Annotated in this window: 13 protein-coding genes and 1 pseudogene; 6 read left to right on the top strand and 8 right to left on the bottom strand. The window is 64.9% G+C overall.

Annotated features, from left to right (window positions below; genetic code table 11):
• Both ACO06P_RS21880 and ACO06P_RS21875 read left to right on the top strand, forming a co-directional pair.
• Entirely contained in the window at positions 1-168 is a 168-nt protein-coding gene (locus ACO06P_RS21880; protein ID WP_420347351.1) for a hypothetical protein, read from the top strand.
• A 13-nt stretch (positions 169-181) separates the two neighbouring features.
• On the top strand, positions 182-1123 hold the full coding sequence (locus tag ACO06P_RS21875; RefSeq protein WP_420347350.1) for a homocysteine S-methyltransferase family protein: 942 nt from the start codon (positions 182-184) through the stop codon (positions 1121-1123).
• A 25-nt stretch (positions 1124-1148) separates the two neighbouring features.
• Here ACO06P_RS21875 and ACO06P_RS21870 read toward each other — a convergent pair whose 3' ends face one another.
• The 3 genes from ACO06P_RS21870 to ACO06P_RS21860 form a co-directional block, all read right to left on the bottom strand.
• A complete protein-coding gene (locus ACO06P_RS21870; protein WP_420347349.1) occupies positions 1149-1889 on the bottom strand; it encodes an SDR family oxidoreductase in 741 nt (246 codons plus the stop codon).
• A gap of 48 nt (positions 1890-1937) precedes the next feature.
• Positions 1938-3704: an IlvD/Edd family dehydratase gene (locus tag ACO06P_RS21865; protein WP_420349666.1), complete on the bottom strand. Its 1767-nt coding sequence runs from the start codon at positions 3702-3704 to the stop codon at positions 1938-1940.
• 120 nt (positions 3705-3824) lie between these two features.
• Positions 3825-4346 carry a SixA phosphatase family protein gene (locus ACO06P_RS21860; protein WP_420347348.1) on the bottom strand — a complete coding sequence of 174 codons (522 nt, stop codon included), beginning with the start codon at positions 4344-4346 and terminating at the stop codon, positions 3825-3827.
• A 287-nt stretch (positions 4347-4633) separates the two neighbouring features.
• Between ACO06P_RS21860 and ACO06P_RS21855 the strand changes: the two genes are divergently transcribed.
• Together ACO06P_RS21855 and ACO06P_RS21850 are read left to right on the top strand one after the other, a co-directional pair.
• Complete coding sequence (locus ACO06P_RS21855; RefSeq protein WP_420347347.1) at positions 4634-6226, top strand: CHAD domain-containing protein; 1593 nt, start codon at positions 4634-4636, stop codon at positions 6224-6226.
• A 75-nt stretch (positions 6227-6301) separates the two neighbouring features.
• The gene (locus ACO06P_RS21850) at positions 6302-6970 is read left to right on the top strand and encodes an AAA family ATPase (protein WP_420347346.1); all 669 of its coding nucleotides are present in this window, start codon (positions 6302-6304) and stop codon (positions 6968-6970) included.
• A 124-nt stretch (positions 6971-7094) separates the two neighbouring features.
• Here ACO06P_RS21850 and ACO06P_RS21845 read toward each other — a convergent pair.
• The 5 genes and pseudogenes from ACO06P_RS21845 to denD form a co-directional block, all read right to left on the bottom strand.
• Positions 7095-7314 (bottom strand): annotated as a pseudogene (locus ACO06P_RS21845) (transposase); the annotation flags it as partial.
• 116 nt (positions 7315-7430) lie between these two features.
• Positions 7431-7994, bottom strand: coding sequence for a hypothetical protein (locus tag ACO06P_RS21840; protein ID WP_420347345.1), 564 nt, complete (start codon positions 7992-7994; stop codon positions 7431-7433).
• A gap of 260 nt (positions 7995-8254) precedes the next feature.
• On the bottom strand, positions 8255-8896 hold the full coding sequence (locus tag ACO06P_RS21835) for a 2-dehydro-3-deoxy-6-phosphogalactonate aldolase (RefSeq protein WP_420347344.1): 642 nt from the start codon (positions 8894-8896) through the stop codon (positions 8255-8257).
• Positions 8893-9846 carry a 2-dehydro-3-deoxygalactonokinase gene (locus ACO06P_RS21830; protein ID WP_420347343.1) on the bottom strand — a complete coding sequence of 318 codons (954 nt, stop codon included), beginning with the start codon at positions 9844-9846 and terminating at the stop codon, positions 8893-8895. The genes ACO06P_RS21835 and ACO06P_RS21830 overlap by 4 nt, the downstream gene beginning before the upstream one ends.
• Positions 9843-10823, bottom strand: a complete 981-nt coding sequence (gene denD, locus ACO06P_RS21825; RefSeq protein ID WP_420347342.1) for a D-erythronate dehydrogenase — start codon at positions 10821-10823, stop codon at positions 9843-9845. Before denD ends, ACO06P_RS21830 begins: the two co-directional genes overlap by 4 nt.
• A gap of 400 nt (positions 10824-11223) precedes the next feature.
• Here denD and ACO06P_RS21820 point away from each other — a divergent pair, with 400 nt between their 5' ends.
• On the top strand, positions 11224-12132 hold the full coding sequence (locus tag ACO06P_RS21820; RefSeq protein ID WP_420347341.1) for a 2-hydroxyacid dehydrogenase: 909 nt from the start codon (positions 11224-11226) through the stop codon (positions 12130-12132).
• A gap of 50 nt (positions 12133-12182) precedes the next feature.
• A complete protein-coding gene (locus ACO06P_RS21815) occupies positions 12183-13028 on the top strand; it encodes a fumarylacetoacetate hydrolase family protein (RefSeq protein ID WP_420347340.1) in 846 nt (281 codons plus the stop codon).
• The last annotated feature ends 67 nt before the right edge of the window (positions 13029-13095 follow it).

Here is a 13095-nt window from a genome sequence, read left to right as displayed (position 1 = left end):
ATGAAGTGGCAATCACCGGCAGTGGAGAAGGAAGAGGCTTTTAGCAGGATCTATGAGGCTTTCAATCCGCTTCAACACGACCCGGAACACCTTGACGCCCATGCCGTCGCGATTGACAAGCATTGTGAACAGCTCCTTGTGAAAGAAAGCTGGGCGGAAGACAGCTAGCGGCGGTGCCCTGATGTCCTACGAAAAACTCAAAGGCCGCCTCGATGACGGCAGCGTGGTGATCCTGGACGGTGCCACCGGCACAGAACTGCAGCGCCGCGGCGTCGATATGGACCCGGCGGCCTGGTGCGGCGTCGCTACTCTGGAGAATGACCGGCTGCTCAGCGAAATCCACCGGGACTATATTGCCGTCGGGGCCGAGGTGATCACCGCCAACACCTTCGCCTCCTCGCGGCTGATGCTCTCGCCCGCCGGATACGGCGACCAGGTCGAGGAGATCAACCGCCGCGCCGTCGAAGCCGCCCTGAGTGCCCGTGACGCCACGCCGGGGGGCAAGGCTGTGGTTGCCGGCTCCCTCTCCCACATGATCCCGATCGCCGAAGGCACGGACAAGAGCGATCTCAGAACCATCCCCAGCGATGCCGCGCTTTCGGACGCCTTCCACGAGCTGGCGGGCATCCTGAAAGCATCCGGTGTCGAGTTGATCATCCTGGAAATGATGTATCACCCGGTCCGGGCAAAGCTCGCCCTGGAAGCCGCCCAGGACACGGGCCTGCCGATCTGGTTCGGCCTCAGCGCCCGGCGCAATGACCAGGGCGAGGCGATCAGTTTCTATCATGTCGACGACCTGCCGCTCAGCGCGGTCACCCGCCTGCTGCCGGGCGCCGGGCTTGATGCCGCCGGCTGCATGCACTCAGGCGCCGATCTCATCGCGGCCGCGCAGGCCGAGACCCGCAAGGCCTTCGACGGCGCCCTGATGGCCTACCCCGACGGCGGCTACTTCGAAATGCCGGACTGGCGCTTCGTCGACGTCATCGACCCCGGGCGCATGGAAGACTTCTTCCTCGACTGGCTGAAGCAAGGCACCCAGATCATCGGCGCCTGCTGCGGCCTCACCGTCGAGCACATCCAAGCCGCGGTCCGCGCCCGCGACAGGTTTCTGGACGGTCTTTAGATCCTTCGCGCAAGTCGATACGAAGCTAAAGCGTCACACCGCCGTCGACCACCATCGCCGTGCCGGTCGTATAGGCCGACTCGTCGCTGGCCAGATAGACGGCCATGGCGGCGATCTCCTCCGCCGTGCCCAGGCGGCCGATGGGCTGGCGGGCGATGAAGGCCTTGCGCGCCTCGACCGGGTCGTCGAAGGCGGCGATGCGGTCGTCCAACGAAGGGGATTCGATGGTCCCCGGACAGATGCAGTTGCAGCGCAGCCCCTGCTTGATGAAATCCGCCGCGACGGACTTGGTGAGGCCGACGACGGCGGCCTTGCTGGCGCCGTAGACGCAGCGGTTGGGCAGACCGCGCAAGGAAGAAGCCACGGAGGCCATGTTGACGATGGAACCGCCGCCGGCATCCAGCATCGCCGGCAGGAAGGCCGAGATCATGCGGTACATGGACTTGACGTTGAGGTCGAAGGAGAAATCCCAGTCCTCCTCCGGACAGTCCAGAATCGTGCCGTTATGCACGAAGCCGGCAACGTTGCAGAGCACGTTCAGCGGCGGCAGTTCCGCCGCCAGGCTGTGCACGCCCTGGGCATTGGTCACATCGAGCCGGCGGGTCGCGATGCCCGGCGTGCCGGCAAGCTCCTCCAGCCGGTCGACGTTGATGTCGGTTGCCAGCACCTGGGCGCCCTCGGCGGCGAAGGCAAGCGCGGTCGCCCGCCCGATCCCCTGCGCCGCCGCCGTTACCAGCGCCGTCTTGCCCGCCAGGCGTTCGCCCATTCTTCCGTTCCCCCTCTTCGCGATCTCTTCGACTGCCGGCAACCTCTCCTAGTGGGAGTCCCGGGGCAGGTCCTTGACCACCTGGTGGTAATGCACCGCCGGCTCCAGACAGCCGCCGGTCGCCAGCTGTCCGACCATGCCGCGGTAGATCTCCTGCCAGGGCGTCTGATGCTTCAACACCGGCGGCTCGTAGGCCGCCCAACGCGCCGCCATCTCCTCTTCGCTGATGAGCAGATCGACCCTGCGGTTGTTGAGATCGACCCGCACGCGGTCGCCGGTCCGGATGATCGCCAGTCCCGATTTCGCAGCGGATTCCGGCGAGGCGTTGAGGATCGAAGGACTGCCGGAGGTGCCGCTCTGCCGGCCGTCGCCGACGGTCGGCAGTTCGGAGACCCCGGCCTTGATGAGGGCGTCGGGCGGCTGCATGTTCACCACCTCGGCGGAGCCCGGATAGCCGATGGGCCCGGCGCCGCGGATGAACAGCAGGCAGGTGTCGTCGATCTCCAGCGCCGGATCGTTGATCCTCTCGTGATAGTCCTCCGGTCCTTCGAACACGATGGCGCGGCCTTCGAAACGGTTCTCCTGGCCGGGCGCGGAGAGATAGCGCTGGCGGAAATCCTCGCTGATGACAGAGGTCTTCATGATCGCGGCATCGAAGAGGTTGCCGGACAGCACGACAAAGCCGGCCTCTTCCATAAGGGGCTGATCGTAGGGACGGATCACGTCTGGATTGCTGGCGACGATGTCGCTGTGCAGTTCGCCCATGGTCTTGCCGGCCGCCGTCATCGCACCGGTGTTGATCTTGCCCGCACGGATCAGTTCGCCGATGACCGCCGGCACGCCGCCTGCCCGGTAATAGTCCTCGCCCAGATACTCCCCGGCCGGCTGCAGGTTGACCAGCAGCGGGATGTCGTGACCGTGGGTCTGCCAGTCCTCGATGTCCAGTTCGACGCCCATGTGGCGGGCAATGGCGGTGATGTGCGGCGGGCAGTTGGTCGATCCGCCGATGGCGGAGTTTACCACGATGGCGTTCTCGAAGGCTTCGCGGGTCATGATCTTGGAGGGCGTCAGCTCTTCCCAGACCATTTCAACAATGCGCTTTCCGGTTTCGTAAGCCATATGGCCGCGCTCCCGGTAGGGCGCGGGGATCGCCGCGGCGCCGGGCAGCATCATGCCCAGCGCCTCGGCCAGGGAGTTCATGGACGAGGCCGTGCCCATGGTGTTGCAGTGCCCCGCGCTGGGCGTCGAAGCGGCCACCAGGGCGATGAAACCCTCGAAGTCGATCTCGCCGGCCGCCAGGCGTTTGCGCGCTTCCCAGACGATGGTGCCGGAGCCGACCCGCTTGCCGTTCCACCAGCCGTTCAGCATGGGGCCACCGTTCATCGCGAGGGCCGGCATGTCCACGGTCGCCGCGGCCATCAGGCAGGCCGGCGTTGTCTTGTCGCAGCCGGTGGTCAGGATGACGCCGTCGATCGGATATCCGTGCAGAATCTCGACCAGGCCGAGATAGGCGAGGTTGCGGTCGAGCGCCGCCGTGGGGCGCCGGCCGGTCTCCTGGATCGGATGCACCGGAAACTCAAAGGCGATCCCGCCGGCATCGCGGATGCCGTCGCGCATCCGCCGGGCGAGATCGACATGGATCCGGTTGCAGGGGGACAGATCGCTGCCGGTCTGGGCGATGCCGATGATCGGCTTGCCGCCCATCAGTTCTTCCTTCGTCAGCCCGTAATTCAGATAACGCTCCAGGTAGAGCGCCGTCATGCTGGGGTTGTCCTGGTTGTTGAACCAGTTCTGGCTGCGCAGGCGACGATCCATTTCTGCGATCTTCACGGGGCCGTTTCCTCCTGATTGATTCTTTGCGGCAGGCTAGAGCATGTTCCCGCCTTTGAAAACACGGTGCCCCGGGGCCTCCGGCCCCGGCCTTCCATGGCGGTCTCAGGCCAGGTCGCGGGGGCGGATAAAGTCCTTCAAAGCCGCAGGCAACATGGCAGTGGCCCGTCCCGCCCGCGGCCAGGCCGCCAGCTTGAAGTGCGCCAGCGCAGCTGTCGGGTACTTTTCCGCCATGCGGCGGGCGGCGGGCGCGGTGTCGCCGCGGGCCAGCTGCGCCGCCAGATTCTCCATACCCGGATTGTGGGCGACGATCATGATGCTGCCGGCATCGCCGGGCTGGCTTTCCAGCAGCCGCAGCATGCGGCTGGGCGGTGCCAGATAGAGCGACTTGTAGAGCCGCACCTCCGGCGCCTTCGGCAGCGCCGCCAGCACGAGATCCAGGGTCTGAACCGCGCGGGCCGCCGTGGAACACAGCACCAGCGTCGGGCGCCACTTGCGCTTGCCGATCCACTTCCCCATCTCCCGGGCAGCCCTTTCGCCGCGCGGCGCCAGAGGACGATCAAAGTCCGCCAGGGAGGGATCGTCCCAGCTGGATTTCGCGTGGCGCAGCAGCAACAGATGGGGCATCCGGGAGTTTCCTAATCATTTGATTATGGGATGGCCAGAGAGAATGAGAGGCGGCGCCTTTTCACTTGCGGGCATGGACGAATATCCGCAAAGGTACAGTCTAACAAAAACGAAACCGTCGCCTTTTGCGCGCATCCAAGCGGAAGGGCCGACGGCTAGAGCGCGGGCTGGCGTCCATAACACGATAGACTGACTTCGGAAGCAAGAACGGCAGGATGCCGGGGCGCACGCTGCACGCGGATGCGATCACCAAGCGTACGGAAACATCAGGAGTACGGACACTATCGATGGCGGGTGAACCTTCCACCGGAACGGAAATCGAACTGAAGCTGACGGCGGAACCGGCGGTCCTGGAGCGGCTCTGGCAGGCGCCCCAGCTCAGCGGCGGTCAGGAATCAGCGCCCAAGACCAAGAACCTTGAGAACGTCTACTACGACACCGCGGACTTGCGGCTGCGCAAGCGCGGGCTGGCGTTCCGCATCCGCCGGGACGGCGAGCGCTTCATCCAGACGGTCAAGAGCGGCGATGCAGAGGCTGCCGGCCTGTTCAGCCGCAGCGAGTGGGAGGGACTGGTCCCATCCCTCGAACCGCAGCCCGATATCGTCGACGACCCGAACATCCGCGCCGCGCTGGGGTTGATCCTGCCCGGCGAACTGCGCCCGGTATTCACCACCCGCGTTCACCGCGAAGTACAACAGGTGAACGGCACCGACTCCCTCGGCCGCCTGAAAATCATCGAGGCCGCCTTCGACCGCGGACAGATCGAGGCTGCCGGGACGGTCCAGCCCCTCGCCGAGATCGAGCTGGAACTGGTCGAGGGCTCGCCGCGCGCGCTTTTCGACCTTGCGCTGTCGCTGCAGGACATTGCGCCGACCCAACTGGAAACCCGCAGCAAGTCAGCGCGCGGATACGCGCTGGCGACCGGGCGGCGCCCCGCCTGGCACCGCGCCAAGCCGTTGGCCCTGAAGCCCGGTATGAAGGCAGACGACGCCCTGGCGGCCATCTTCGAGTCCTGTCTTCTCCACTGGACGGCGAACGAGGCCGCGGCCCTGGATGGCAGCGATCCCGAAGGCGTGCATCAGCTGCGCGTCGGCCTCAGGCGCTTCCGCTCGGCCCTTTCAGTGTTCTCCGAACTGCTGCCGCCCGAGCACTGCAGCCGCCTGAACGAGGAGGCGCGCTGGATCCTCGGCGCGCTCGGCCCCGCGCGGGACTGGGATGTCTTCCTGGCCGACCTGCTGGCGCCGCTGGAGCTGAATCGCGAGGGCGACAAGGACCTGGCGGTCCTCCGCAAGGCGGTCACCGAACGCCGCGCGGAGGCTTATGTGCAGGTGCGTCACGCCCTCAGCGACCCACGCTATACGCGCTTTATCCTGCAGCTGGGCGGCTGGCTGGAGGATCGAGCCTGGCACTGCGCCGACCTGACACCGGCGCAAGCGGTCTGGCTCGACCAGCCATTGATCACCCTGGCCGACAAGCTGCTGAGCAAACGTCACGGCAAGACCCTGAAGCTGGGGCGCCGCTTTGCCAAACTGTCCATCGAGCAGCGCCACCGCGTGCGCATCGGCATGAAAAAGCTGCGCTACACGACAGAGTTCTTCCGCGATCTCTATCCGCAGAAAAAGGCGGCGCCTTACATCAAGGCAATGCGCAACCTGCAGGAAAGCCTCGGCCACCTGAACGACGTCGCCGTGGCCGAGGACCTGCTGGCGGATCTCACCAGACCGCAGGCGGGGCGCCGGCGCCCGGCCGGGCTTGAGCAGGCGGCCGGCAAGGTCATCGGCTGGTACGCCCATGGCGTCACGCAGTTCGAACCGGAAATGCGTGCGACCTGGAAGGCCTTTGCCAGGACCAAGCCCTTCTGGCACGAGGCGCCTCGCTAAGAAATCCTGCTGACGGGGGCCCGAGCCGCGGAAATCGGTCGAGCAGCGGGGCGGACTTGGGGTAGGCTTGGCCGCATGATCACGGTTCTCGTCGCCAATCCCAAGGGCGGCTGTGGCAAGACCACGGTCGCCACCCATCTCGCCGCCGTCTTTGCCAATGCCGGCCTGCGCACGGCGCTGGCGGATGCCGACAAGCAGGGCAGTTCTCTCGGCTGGATCAAAAAGCGCCCGCAGGAGGCGGGCCGGATCACGCCGCTCGACTGGCGTGACGGCCAGGCCAAGCCGCCGAAAGCCGTGGACAGGCTGGTGATCGACTCGCCGGCGGCCATGAAGATGGGCAAGATCGACGACCTGCTGCGGATCGCCGACGTGGTGGTGGTTCCGGTCCTGCCATCGGGCTTCGACGTCGAGGCCACGGCTGCGTTCCTGAAAAAGCTGGACTCCCTGAAGCCGATCCGCAAAAGCAAGACCGCGGTCGCTGTGGTGCGCAACCGCGTGCAGCTGGGCACCCGCTCCGCCGCGCAGTTGGACAGCTTCATGCTCGGCGTTGGCCACGTCGGGGTGGGCCGCCTGCGCCACCGGACGGTCTATACCGAAATCGCCGGCCAGGGCCTCAGCATCTTCGATCTCCCGGGACAGAGGATCGAAGAACTGCGCGAGGACTGGGCGCCCCTGCTGCGCTACATCGAGAACTGCGATCCGCAGATCGGCAAGATCGCGGTCGGTGGTGAGATCCCGCTCTAGCGGCCTGCAGGCTCAACGCTACGAACAACCCTTTTCTTCGATTGCCCGGCACACGTCGTTTTTCCTCAAGCCCGGCTTCAGAAGTCTTTTCCGGGCGTCTCATTGAGCGTCGCGCTTTCGGGCACCTGATCGGCCAGGAGTTTCTTCAGCTTTCGGTTCTCCTCCTCCAGGCCTTTCAGCCTCTTGGCGTCGGAGACTTCCATGCCGCCGTAGCGGAAACACCGCTTCCAGAAGATGGCGTCGTTGATGCCGAGTTTACGGCGGGGATCGGCGGCCGACAGGTCAGCCTGATACTCATTCAGGGTCCCAATGATCCGCTCGCCAGCAAATCTGCTGCGCTTCATCGTCTGTCTCCCTCATCAGGAAACGGACCTGCCTAAAATCGCGCAGCTTCTGGGGAGCACTTCACTATCTCCGCACTCTGTCGCAATCATCGGGGAGATCGGTCAAGAACAGGGGATCAACCCATGTCGGCATATCCACCAACTGTCTTGTTGCCTATATCCTTCAGCCGCCGATAAATGAAAGGCGCCCCAATGACAATGTAGACGAACAAGAGAAAGGTACCCACTACGCTGTGCAAAGGGACTTTCCTCCCCGCCTCCGCTTCACACACCGCGCGGGCTGGAACCCAGAAAAAACCAAAAAACAGGATCGCCGTCCCCATCGCCAAGAACCATTCAACAGGTTCTTCAAGAAGCGTTCCGCTGAACATCGCGGATTGCAGGTACCCTTTGTACAAAACCACACCTGCAATAAATGCGGTCAACATCAGTAAGATGCGGCGGGCTGTCCATAGGGGTTCAGGGTCACTAACGCTGTGCCGTAGATAATGAAGTCGCGTTGAAACAAATACTAATGCGCGATACGCCCAAGTGAACTGCAAGGCGAAGGCGCCCAAACCAAGAAGAAGACTCCAAAACACCGCAAAATCTATATCCAATAAAACCGGATAAACTGACGTAAAGCTAAGGAGCAAATACGCAGGTACGAAGAAGAGGGGTCTAAGCGGTAGCCTTTCCATCGAACGCCCTCAACCGGTTAGGCAGCCACACAAGTAAATTGAGCATCAGATCTCGCATCTGATTCCCACCTCAAGATCAGATATCGAGGCGGCACCAATCTCAAGAAAAGACAAACACTTTCACTTCTTATGTATTCTTGATTTCGTAATTTCGCCTTCTCTGACACCTTCCTACTAAACATTCCTTCGCAGCGGGACCCTAATATGCCGCCGGCAGAAGCAGGCCCGGTGGTCGCTACTCCCGTGATGTCCGCTTCCTTCTAGTTGGGTCCTGCGGCCTTGGCTGCGGCCACCGCCTCGCGGAAGGCAGGCACGCGGCCTGCCACTGCGGCCGCATCGTCGCCGGGCCGGTAGAGGCTGCCGCCCAACCCAAAGCCCCGGCCCCCCGCGGCCCAATACCCGGGAATCTTCTCCGGCGTGATGGAGCCGACCGCCAGGACGGGAAGATCCGGCGGAAAGACGGCGCGCATCGCTTTCACCACCGGCGGCGGATTGGCCTCGGCCGGAAACAGCTTCACCGCATCGGCGCCGGCCTCGATCATGGCCAGCCCCTCGGTGGGCGTGGCAAAGCCGGGCACAGCATAGAGGCCCCGGGCCTTTGCGGCCTTGACGACCGCCGCCCCCGCATTGGGGGTGACGACCAGGCGCCCGCCCGCCCCGGCGACCCTTTCGACATCGGCGGGATCCAGCACCGTGCCGGCGCCGACGAGGGCTTCGCCGCCGCAGGCCTCGGCCAGGGCCGCGATGCTGTCAAAGGGCCTGGGGGAGTTCAGAGGCACCTCGATGATGCCGATCCCTTCGGCCAGCAAGGCCTCGCCGACAGCCACGACCTCCTCCGGCCGCACGCCGCGCAGGATCGCCACCAGCGGCATCCGGTCCATCCAAGACTTGAGATCGCTCATCGCAGCCCCGCGATGGTATCGCCGTCGAGCAGCCTGGATGCCACCTGAAACAGGCCCTTGGCTGCCACCTCGGCATCGAGACGCCTTACATCGCACCCGAGTTTGCACAAGGCAACCTCGTAAAGCGTCTCCAGCGCCGGCGCGCCGAGCAAAGCGACCTGTGGTGGCGGGCGCACGAGATCGCGCAGCGCCGCAGCGGCTTCATGGCCGATCAGCAATCCCGAGAGATAACTGCGCACGGCGGTTTCCGGAAGGTCGCCGCTGAGCACACGGCTGCGCGCCGAAAACAGTACATGCAGCAAGGCACCCTCGGCGCCCAGCGTGACCCCTTGCTCGAACCAGGCGTCCGCCGCCGCCGGTTCCTCGGTCATCAGGCGGCCGAGAATGGAGTGCTCCTGGAGAACGTCATAGACTTCCCCGGTCATGTAGGTTGCAAAGCCTGTCACCGCACCATCTGCGACACTCGCCCACTTGCTGTGGGTGCCGGGCAGACAGATCAGAGCGCGCTCGTGAAACAGATCGGGCAAGGCGCCGAAAATCTGAACCTCCTCGCCACGCATCACATCGGGCAGACCGGGCGCGGTTTCGGTACTGAGCCCGGGGACGACCCAGACCTCGACCCCCGGCCAGCGCTGCGCATCCGGCCAGTCCAGACGTCGCAGACCACCGGCCAGCATGGAAAGATCGCAGGGACAGGGGCAATAGGGCACCTCCATCCAGCCCTGCCGGCTGCCGATCATGCCGCTCATCACCACCAGCGCGTCCGGCTGCTCGTCCAGCCAGCCGCCGATCTGCTGTCGGAAGACGGCCGCAAAATCTCCCTCCGGAACCCGCAGAATCCCCGCGTCCGAGGCCCGGCGATCCCGGATCGCACCCTCGGAACCCAGGGCATAGGCGCGAAGCGATGATGTGCCCCAGTCGACCGCAATGACGGGGCGCGGCGCGGTCACAGATAATCCTCGATGTAAGCCTCCACGATGGCATCCAGGCTCGCGTCCTTGGGGAGGCCAAGCGCCGTGGCGCGCTCATAAGAAGCGTCCTTTGGCCAGCCGGCAACGATCTGCTCGATGAAGGGGTCAGGCTCGAAGACGATCTCTCCCAACGCGCGCGCGCCGCCCACCCGTCTCAGGGCTTCGATCATTTCCGCAACAGTGACCGTAAAACTCGGCAGGCTGACCGCGCGGTCGTCCCCCAGGGCCGCTCCCTCAACCTCATGCAGGGCGATGAAGCCGTCGACGATCGAGCGGTAGCCAAGCACCGGCATGACGGTTTCCGGCGCCACCGGGATCTTGCAAGGCTCCCCGTTCAAAGGCTCGCGAAAGAGTCCGGATACGAAGCTGGAAGCCGCCTGATTGGGCTTGCCGGGCCTTACGATCACTGTCGGCAACCGCGCGGAGCGACCGTCGAAGAAGCCTTTGCGCGTGTAGTCGTTCACCAGCAGTTCGCAGACGGTCTTGGTCATCCCATAGGTCGTCTGCGGCGTCTGCTTGACGCTGTCACCCACAACGGCGGGCATGCCCGCACCGCCGAAAACCGCGATGGAACTGGCGAACACGACGCGCGGCAGGCCGCCACGGGCACGGCAGGCCTCGAAAACGTTCAAGCCGCCGTGCAGATTGACCCGAATCGCGAGATCAAAATCCTTTTCGCCGCCTCCGCTGACGACGGAAGCCAGATGAAAAACGGCGATATCGTCACGGTCGACGAGGCCGGCAACGGTCGCCGCATCGGAGATGTCGCCGCTCTGGAAGACCACCCGCTCGTCGGCCCAGGCCGGGCGCTCCGCCGGTGCCGCGACATCGAACAGCAGCAGGGAATCGATGGCCGCCTGGGCCCCATCGGGGGCTGTGAGGCTACCGCGCTGCAGCAATGCCTGCGCCAACCGCAGGCCGATGAAGCCCGCCCCCCCGGTGATGAGAACTTTCACGCTGCGTTCCTCCCGCCTCTGGACGTTTTTTGCTTAACGGCAGCCGGCAAGGGGCGCGTTCCTGCGTTCCTCGGGCTATCACGGGCGGTGATTGTGACCATGGCGCGCAGGCCGCGCAACGGAGGATCGCCGCGCCGGTATGCAACACCGGGATGCAAAACCGGCATGCGACGGCTGCGTCGCTGTCGCCTTGGCGCTGGGCCGCAGGTTTGCTATTGATCTTGGACGCCCCCGCCTGAGGGCCAGCCACGCAACCTCCAGATCCGCCCTAGCGCAGCTTACCAATGCCCCTATGTCCCGGCGTCCTTTGCCTTGCGACCTTGCGGTCCTGAGGCTGCAAGGGCGCCCTCGTATCACGGAGAAACAGACAGTGAAGCCGGAGCTTGTACTAGTCGGCCCAATGATGCCGCACGTCATGGAAGCCTTGGACGCGGACTTCACGGTCCATCGTCTTTGGGAGGCGGAGGACCGGGACGCCCTCTTGGCCAAGGTCGGCCCCGCCGTCCGGGCCATCGGCACGAACGGACATCTGGGTGCCTCCGCCGCGCTGATGGATGCCCTGCCGAACCTCGAAATCATCGGCTGTTACGGGGTCGGCGTCGACTCCATCGATCTTCCCCATGCAGCAAAGCGCAATGTGATTGTCACAAACACGCCGGACGTTCTGAACGACGACGTCGCCAACATGGCCATCGCCCTGCTGCTGGCGACCTCCCGGCGGATCTGCGTCGGCGACCGCTATGTCCGCGACGGCCGCTGGCTGGAGGCGAACATGCCCCTGACCCGCAGCATCCGCGGCAAAACCCTGGGCATCCTGGGTCTGGGCCGCATCGGCAAGGACATCGCCACCAAGGCCGCGGTTTTCGGCATGGAGATCAGCTACCATGGCCGCAGCCGTCAGAGCGACGTGCCTTACCGCTATTACGACGACCTGGTGGCGATGGCGCGGGACTGCGACTACCTGGTGGCGATCTGCCCGGGCGGCGAGGCCACCCGCAACATCGTCGACCGCGCCGTCGTCGATGCCCTGGGGCCCGAAGGCGTGCTGATCAACGTCGCCCGCGGGTCGGTGGTCGACGAGCCCGCGCTGGTCGCGGCCCTGCAGGAGGGGCGCCTGGGCGGCGCCGGACTGGACGTCTTCGCGGAGGAGCCTAAGGTGCCCGAAGCGCTCTTGACGATGGATCAGGTCGTGCTCCAGCCGCACGCCGCCAGTGCCACGGCCGAGACCCGTCACGCCATGGGCGACCTTGTCGTGAAGAACCTGCGGGCGCATTTTGCCGGACAGCCGGTTCTGACCCCGGTTCAATAACGCCGGCCCGGAAGAGCATCGAAGAACAGAAGAGCATAAGGAGACATGCCATGAAGTTGCTGCGCTATGGAACGCCCGGAAGCGAAAAACCGGCAGCCGTCGACCGGAAGGGGATTCTGCGCGACCTCTCCGGACAGATCGGGAACCTGGCCGGCGCGGCGCTGCTTCCCGAGAACCTGGAAGCGCTGAAGGGGCTGGACCTGGAAAGCCTGCCGGAGATCGAAGGCACACCGCGCATCGGGCCCTGTGTCGGCCAGGTCGGGAAGTTCGTGGCCATAGGCCTGAACTACGCCGATCACGCCAAGGAGTCGGGCGTCGACGTGCCGCGCGAGCCGGTGATCTTCATGAAGGCCACTTCCTGCATCTGCGGGCCCAACGACAACGTCATCATTCCCAGCGGATCGGAGAAAACCGACTGGGAGGTCGAATTGGGCGTGGTGATCGGAACGCCCGGGCACAGCATCGAGGAGGCAGACGCCCTGTCCCACGTCGCCGGTTATTGCGTGGTCAACGACGTCTCGGAGCGTGCCTTTCAGCTCGAAGGAACCGGCCAGTGGGTCAAGGGCAAGAGCTCCGACACCTTCGGTCCCATCGGTCCCTGGATGGTTACCACGGATGATGTGCCGGACCCGCAGAACCTGCCGATCTGGCTGGAGGTCAACGGCCACCGCTATCAGGACGGCAGCACCAAGACCATGGTCTTTCCCGTCGCACATCTGGTCAGCTACGTCAGCCGCTTCATGTCGCTGCAAAGCGGCGACATCATCACCACCGGAACGCCGCCGGGCGTGGGCATGGGCCAAAACCCGCCCACCTATCTGAAGCCCGGCGACGTGATGACCCTGGGCATCGAGGGGCTGGGCGAACAGCGCCAGCACGTCGTCGCCAGCAATTGAGAACACCCGGCGCCTGTACCCCCAAACGCAAACAGGGGCCTGGGCGCAGATGGAAGGACTGAGGTAA

Origin of the sequence: Pelagibius sp., assembly GCF_965227505.1 — a bacterium.
Classification (GTDB): Bacteria; Pseudomonadota; Alphaproteobacteria; order Kiloniellales; family Kiloniellaceae; genus Pelagibius.
The sequence above is the reverse complement of the archived record's forward strand: the minus strand, read 5'-3'. Positions and strand labels throughout refer to the sequence as shown.

Bases quoted from the DNA above. Each gene is read 5' to 3' on its own strand.
- ACO06P_RS21880 (WP_420347351.1), top strand. From the start codon at position 1: ATGAAGTGGCAATCACCGGCAGTGGAGAAGGAAGAGGCTTTTAGCAGG.
- ACO06P_RS21875 (WP_420347350.1), top strand. From the start codon at position 182: ATGTCCTACGAAAAACTCAAAGGCCGCCTCGATGACGGCAGCGTGGTG.
- ACO06P_RS21870 (WP_420347349.1), bottom strand. From the start codon at position 1,889: ATGGGCGAACGCCTGGCGGGCAAGACGGCGCTGGTAACGGCGGCGGCG.
- ACO06P_RS21865 (WP_420349666.1), bottom strand. From the start codon at position 3,704: ATGGATCGTCGCCTGCGCAGCCAGAACTGGTTCAACAACCAGGACAAC.
- ACO06P_RS21860 (WP_420347348.1), bottom strand. From the start codon at position 4,346: ATGCCCCATCTGTTGCTGCTGCGCCACGCGAAATCCAGCTGGGACGAT.
- ACO06P_RS21855 (WP_420347347.1), top strand. From the start codon at position 4,634: ATGGCGGGTGAACCTTCCACCGGAACGGAAATCGAACTGAAGCTGACG.
- ACO06P_RS21850 (WP_420347346.1), top strand. From the start codon at position 6,302: ATGATCACGGTTCTCGTCGCCAATCCCAAGGGCGGCTGTGGCAAGACC.
- ACO06P_RS21840 (WP_420347345.1), bottom strand. From the start codon at position 7,994: ATGGAAAGGCTACCGCTTAGACCCCTCTTCTTCGTACCTGCGTATTTG.
- ACO06P_RS21835 (WP_420347344.1), bottom strand. From the start codon at position 8,896: ATGAGCGATCTCAAGTCTTGGATGGACCGGATGCCGCTGGTGGCGATC.
- ACO06P_RS21820 (WP_420347341.1), top strand. From the start codon at position 11,224: ATGATGCCGCACGTCATGGAAGCCTTGGACGCGGACTTCACGGTCCAT.
- ACO06P_RS21815 (WP_420347340.1), top strand. From the start codon at position 12,183: ATGAAGTTGCTGCGCTATGGAACGCCCGGAAGCGAAAAACCGGCAGCC.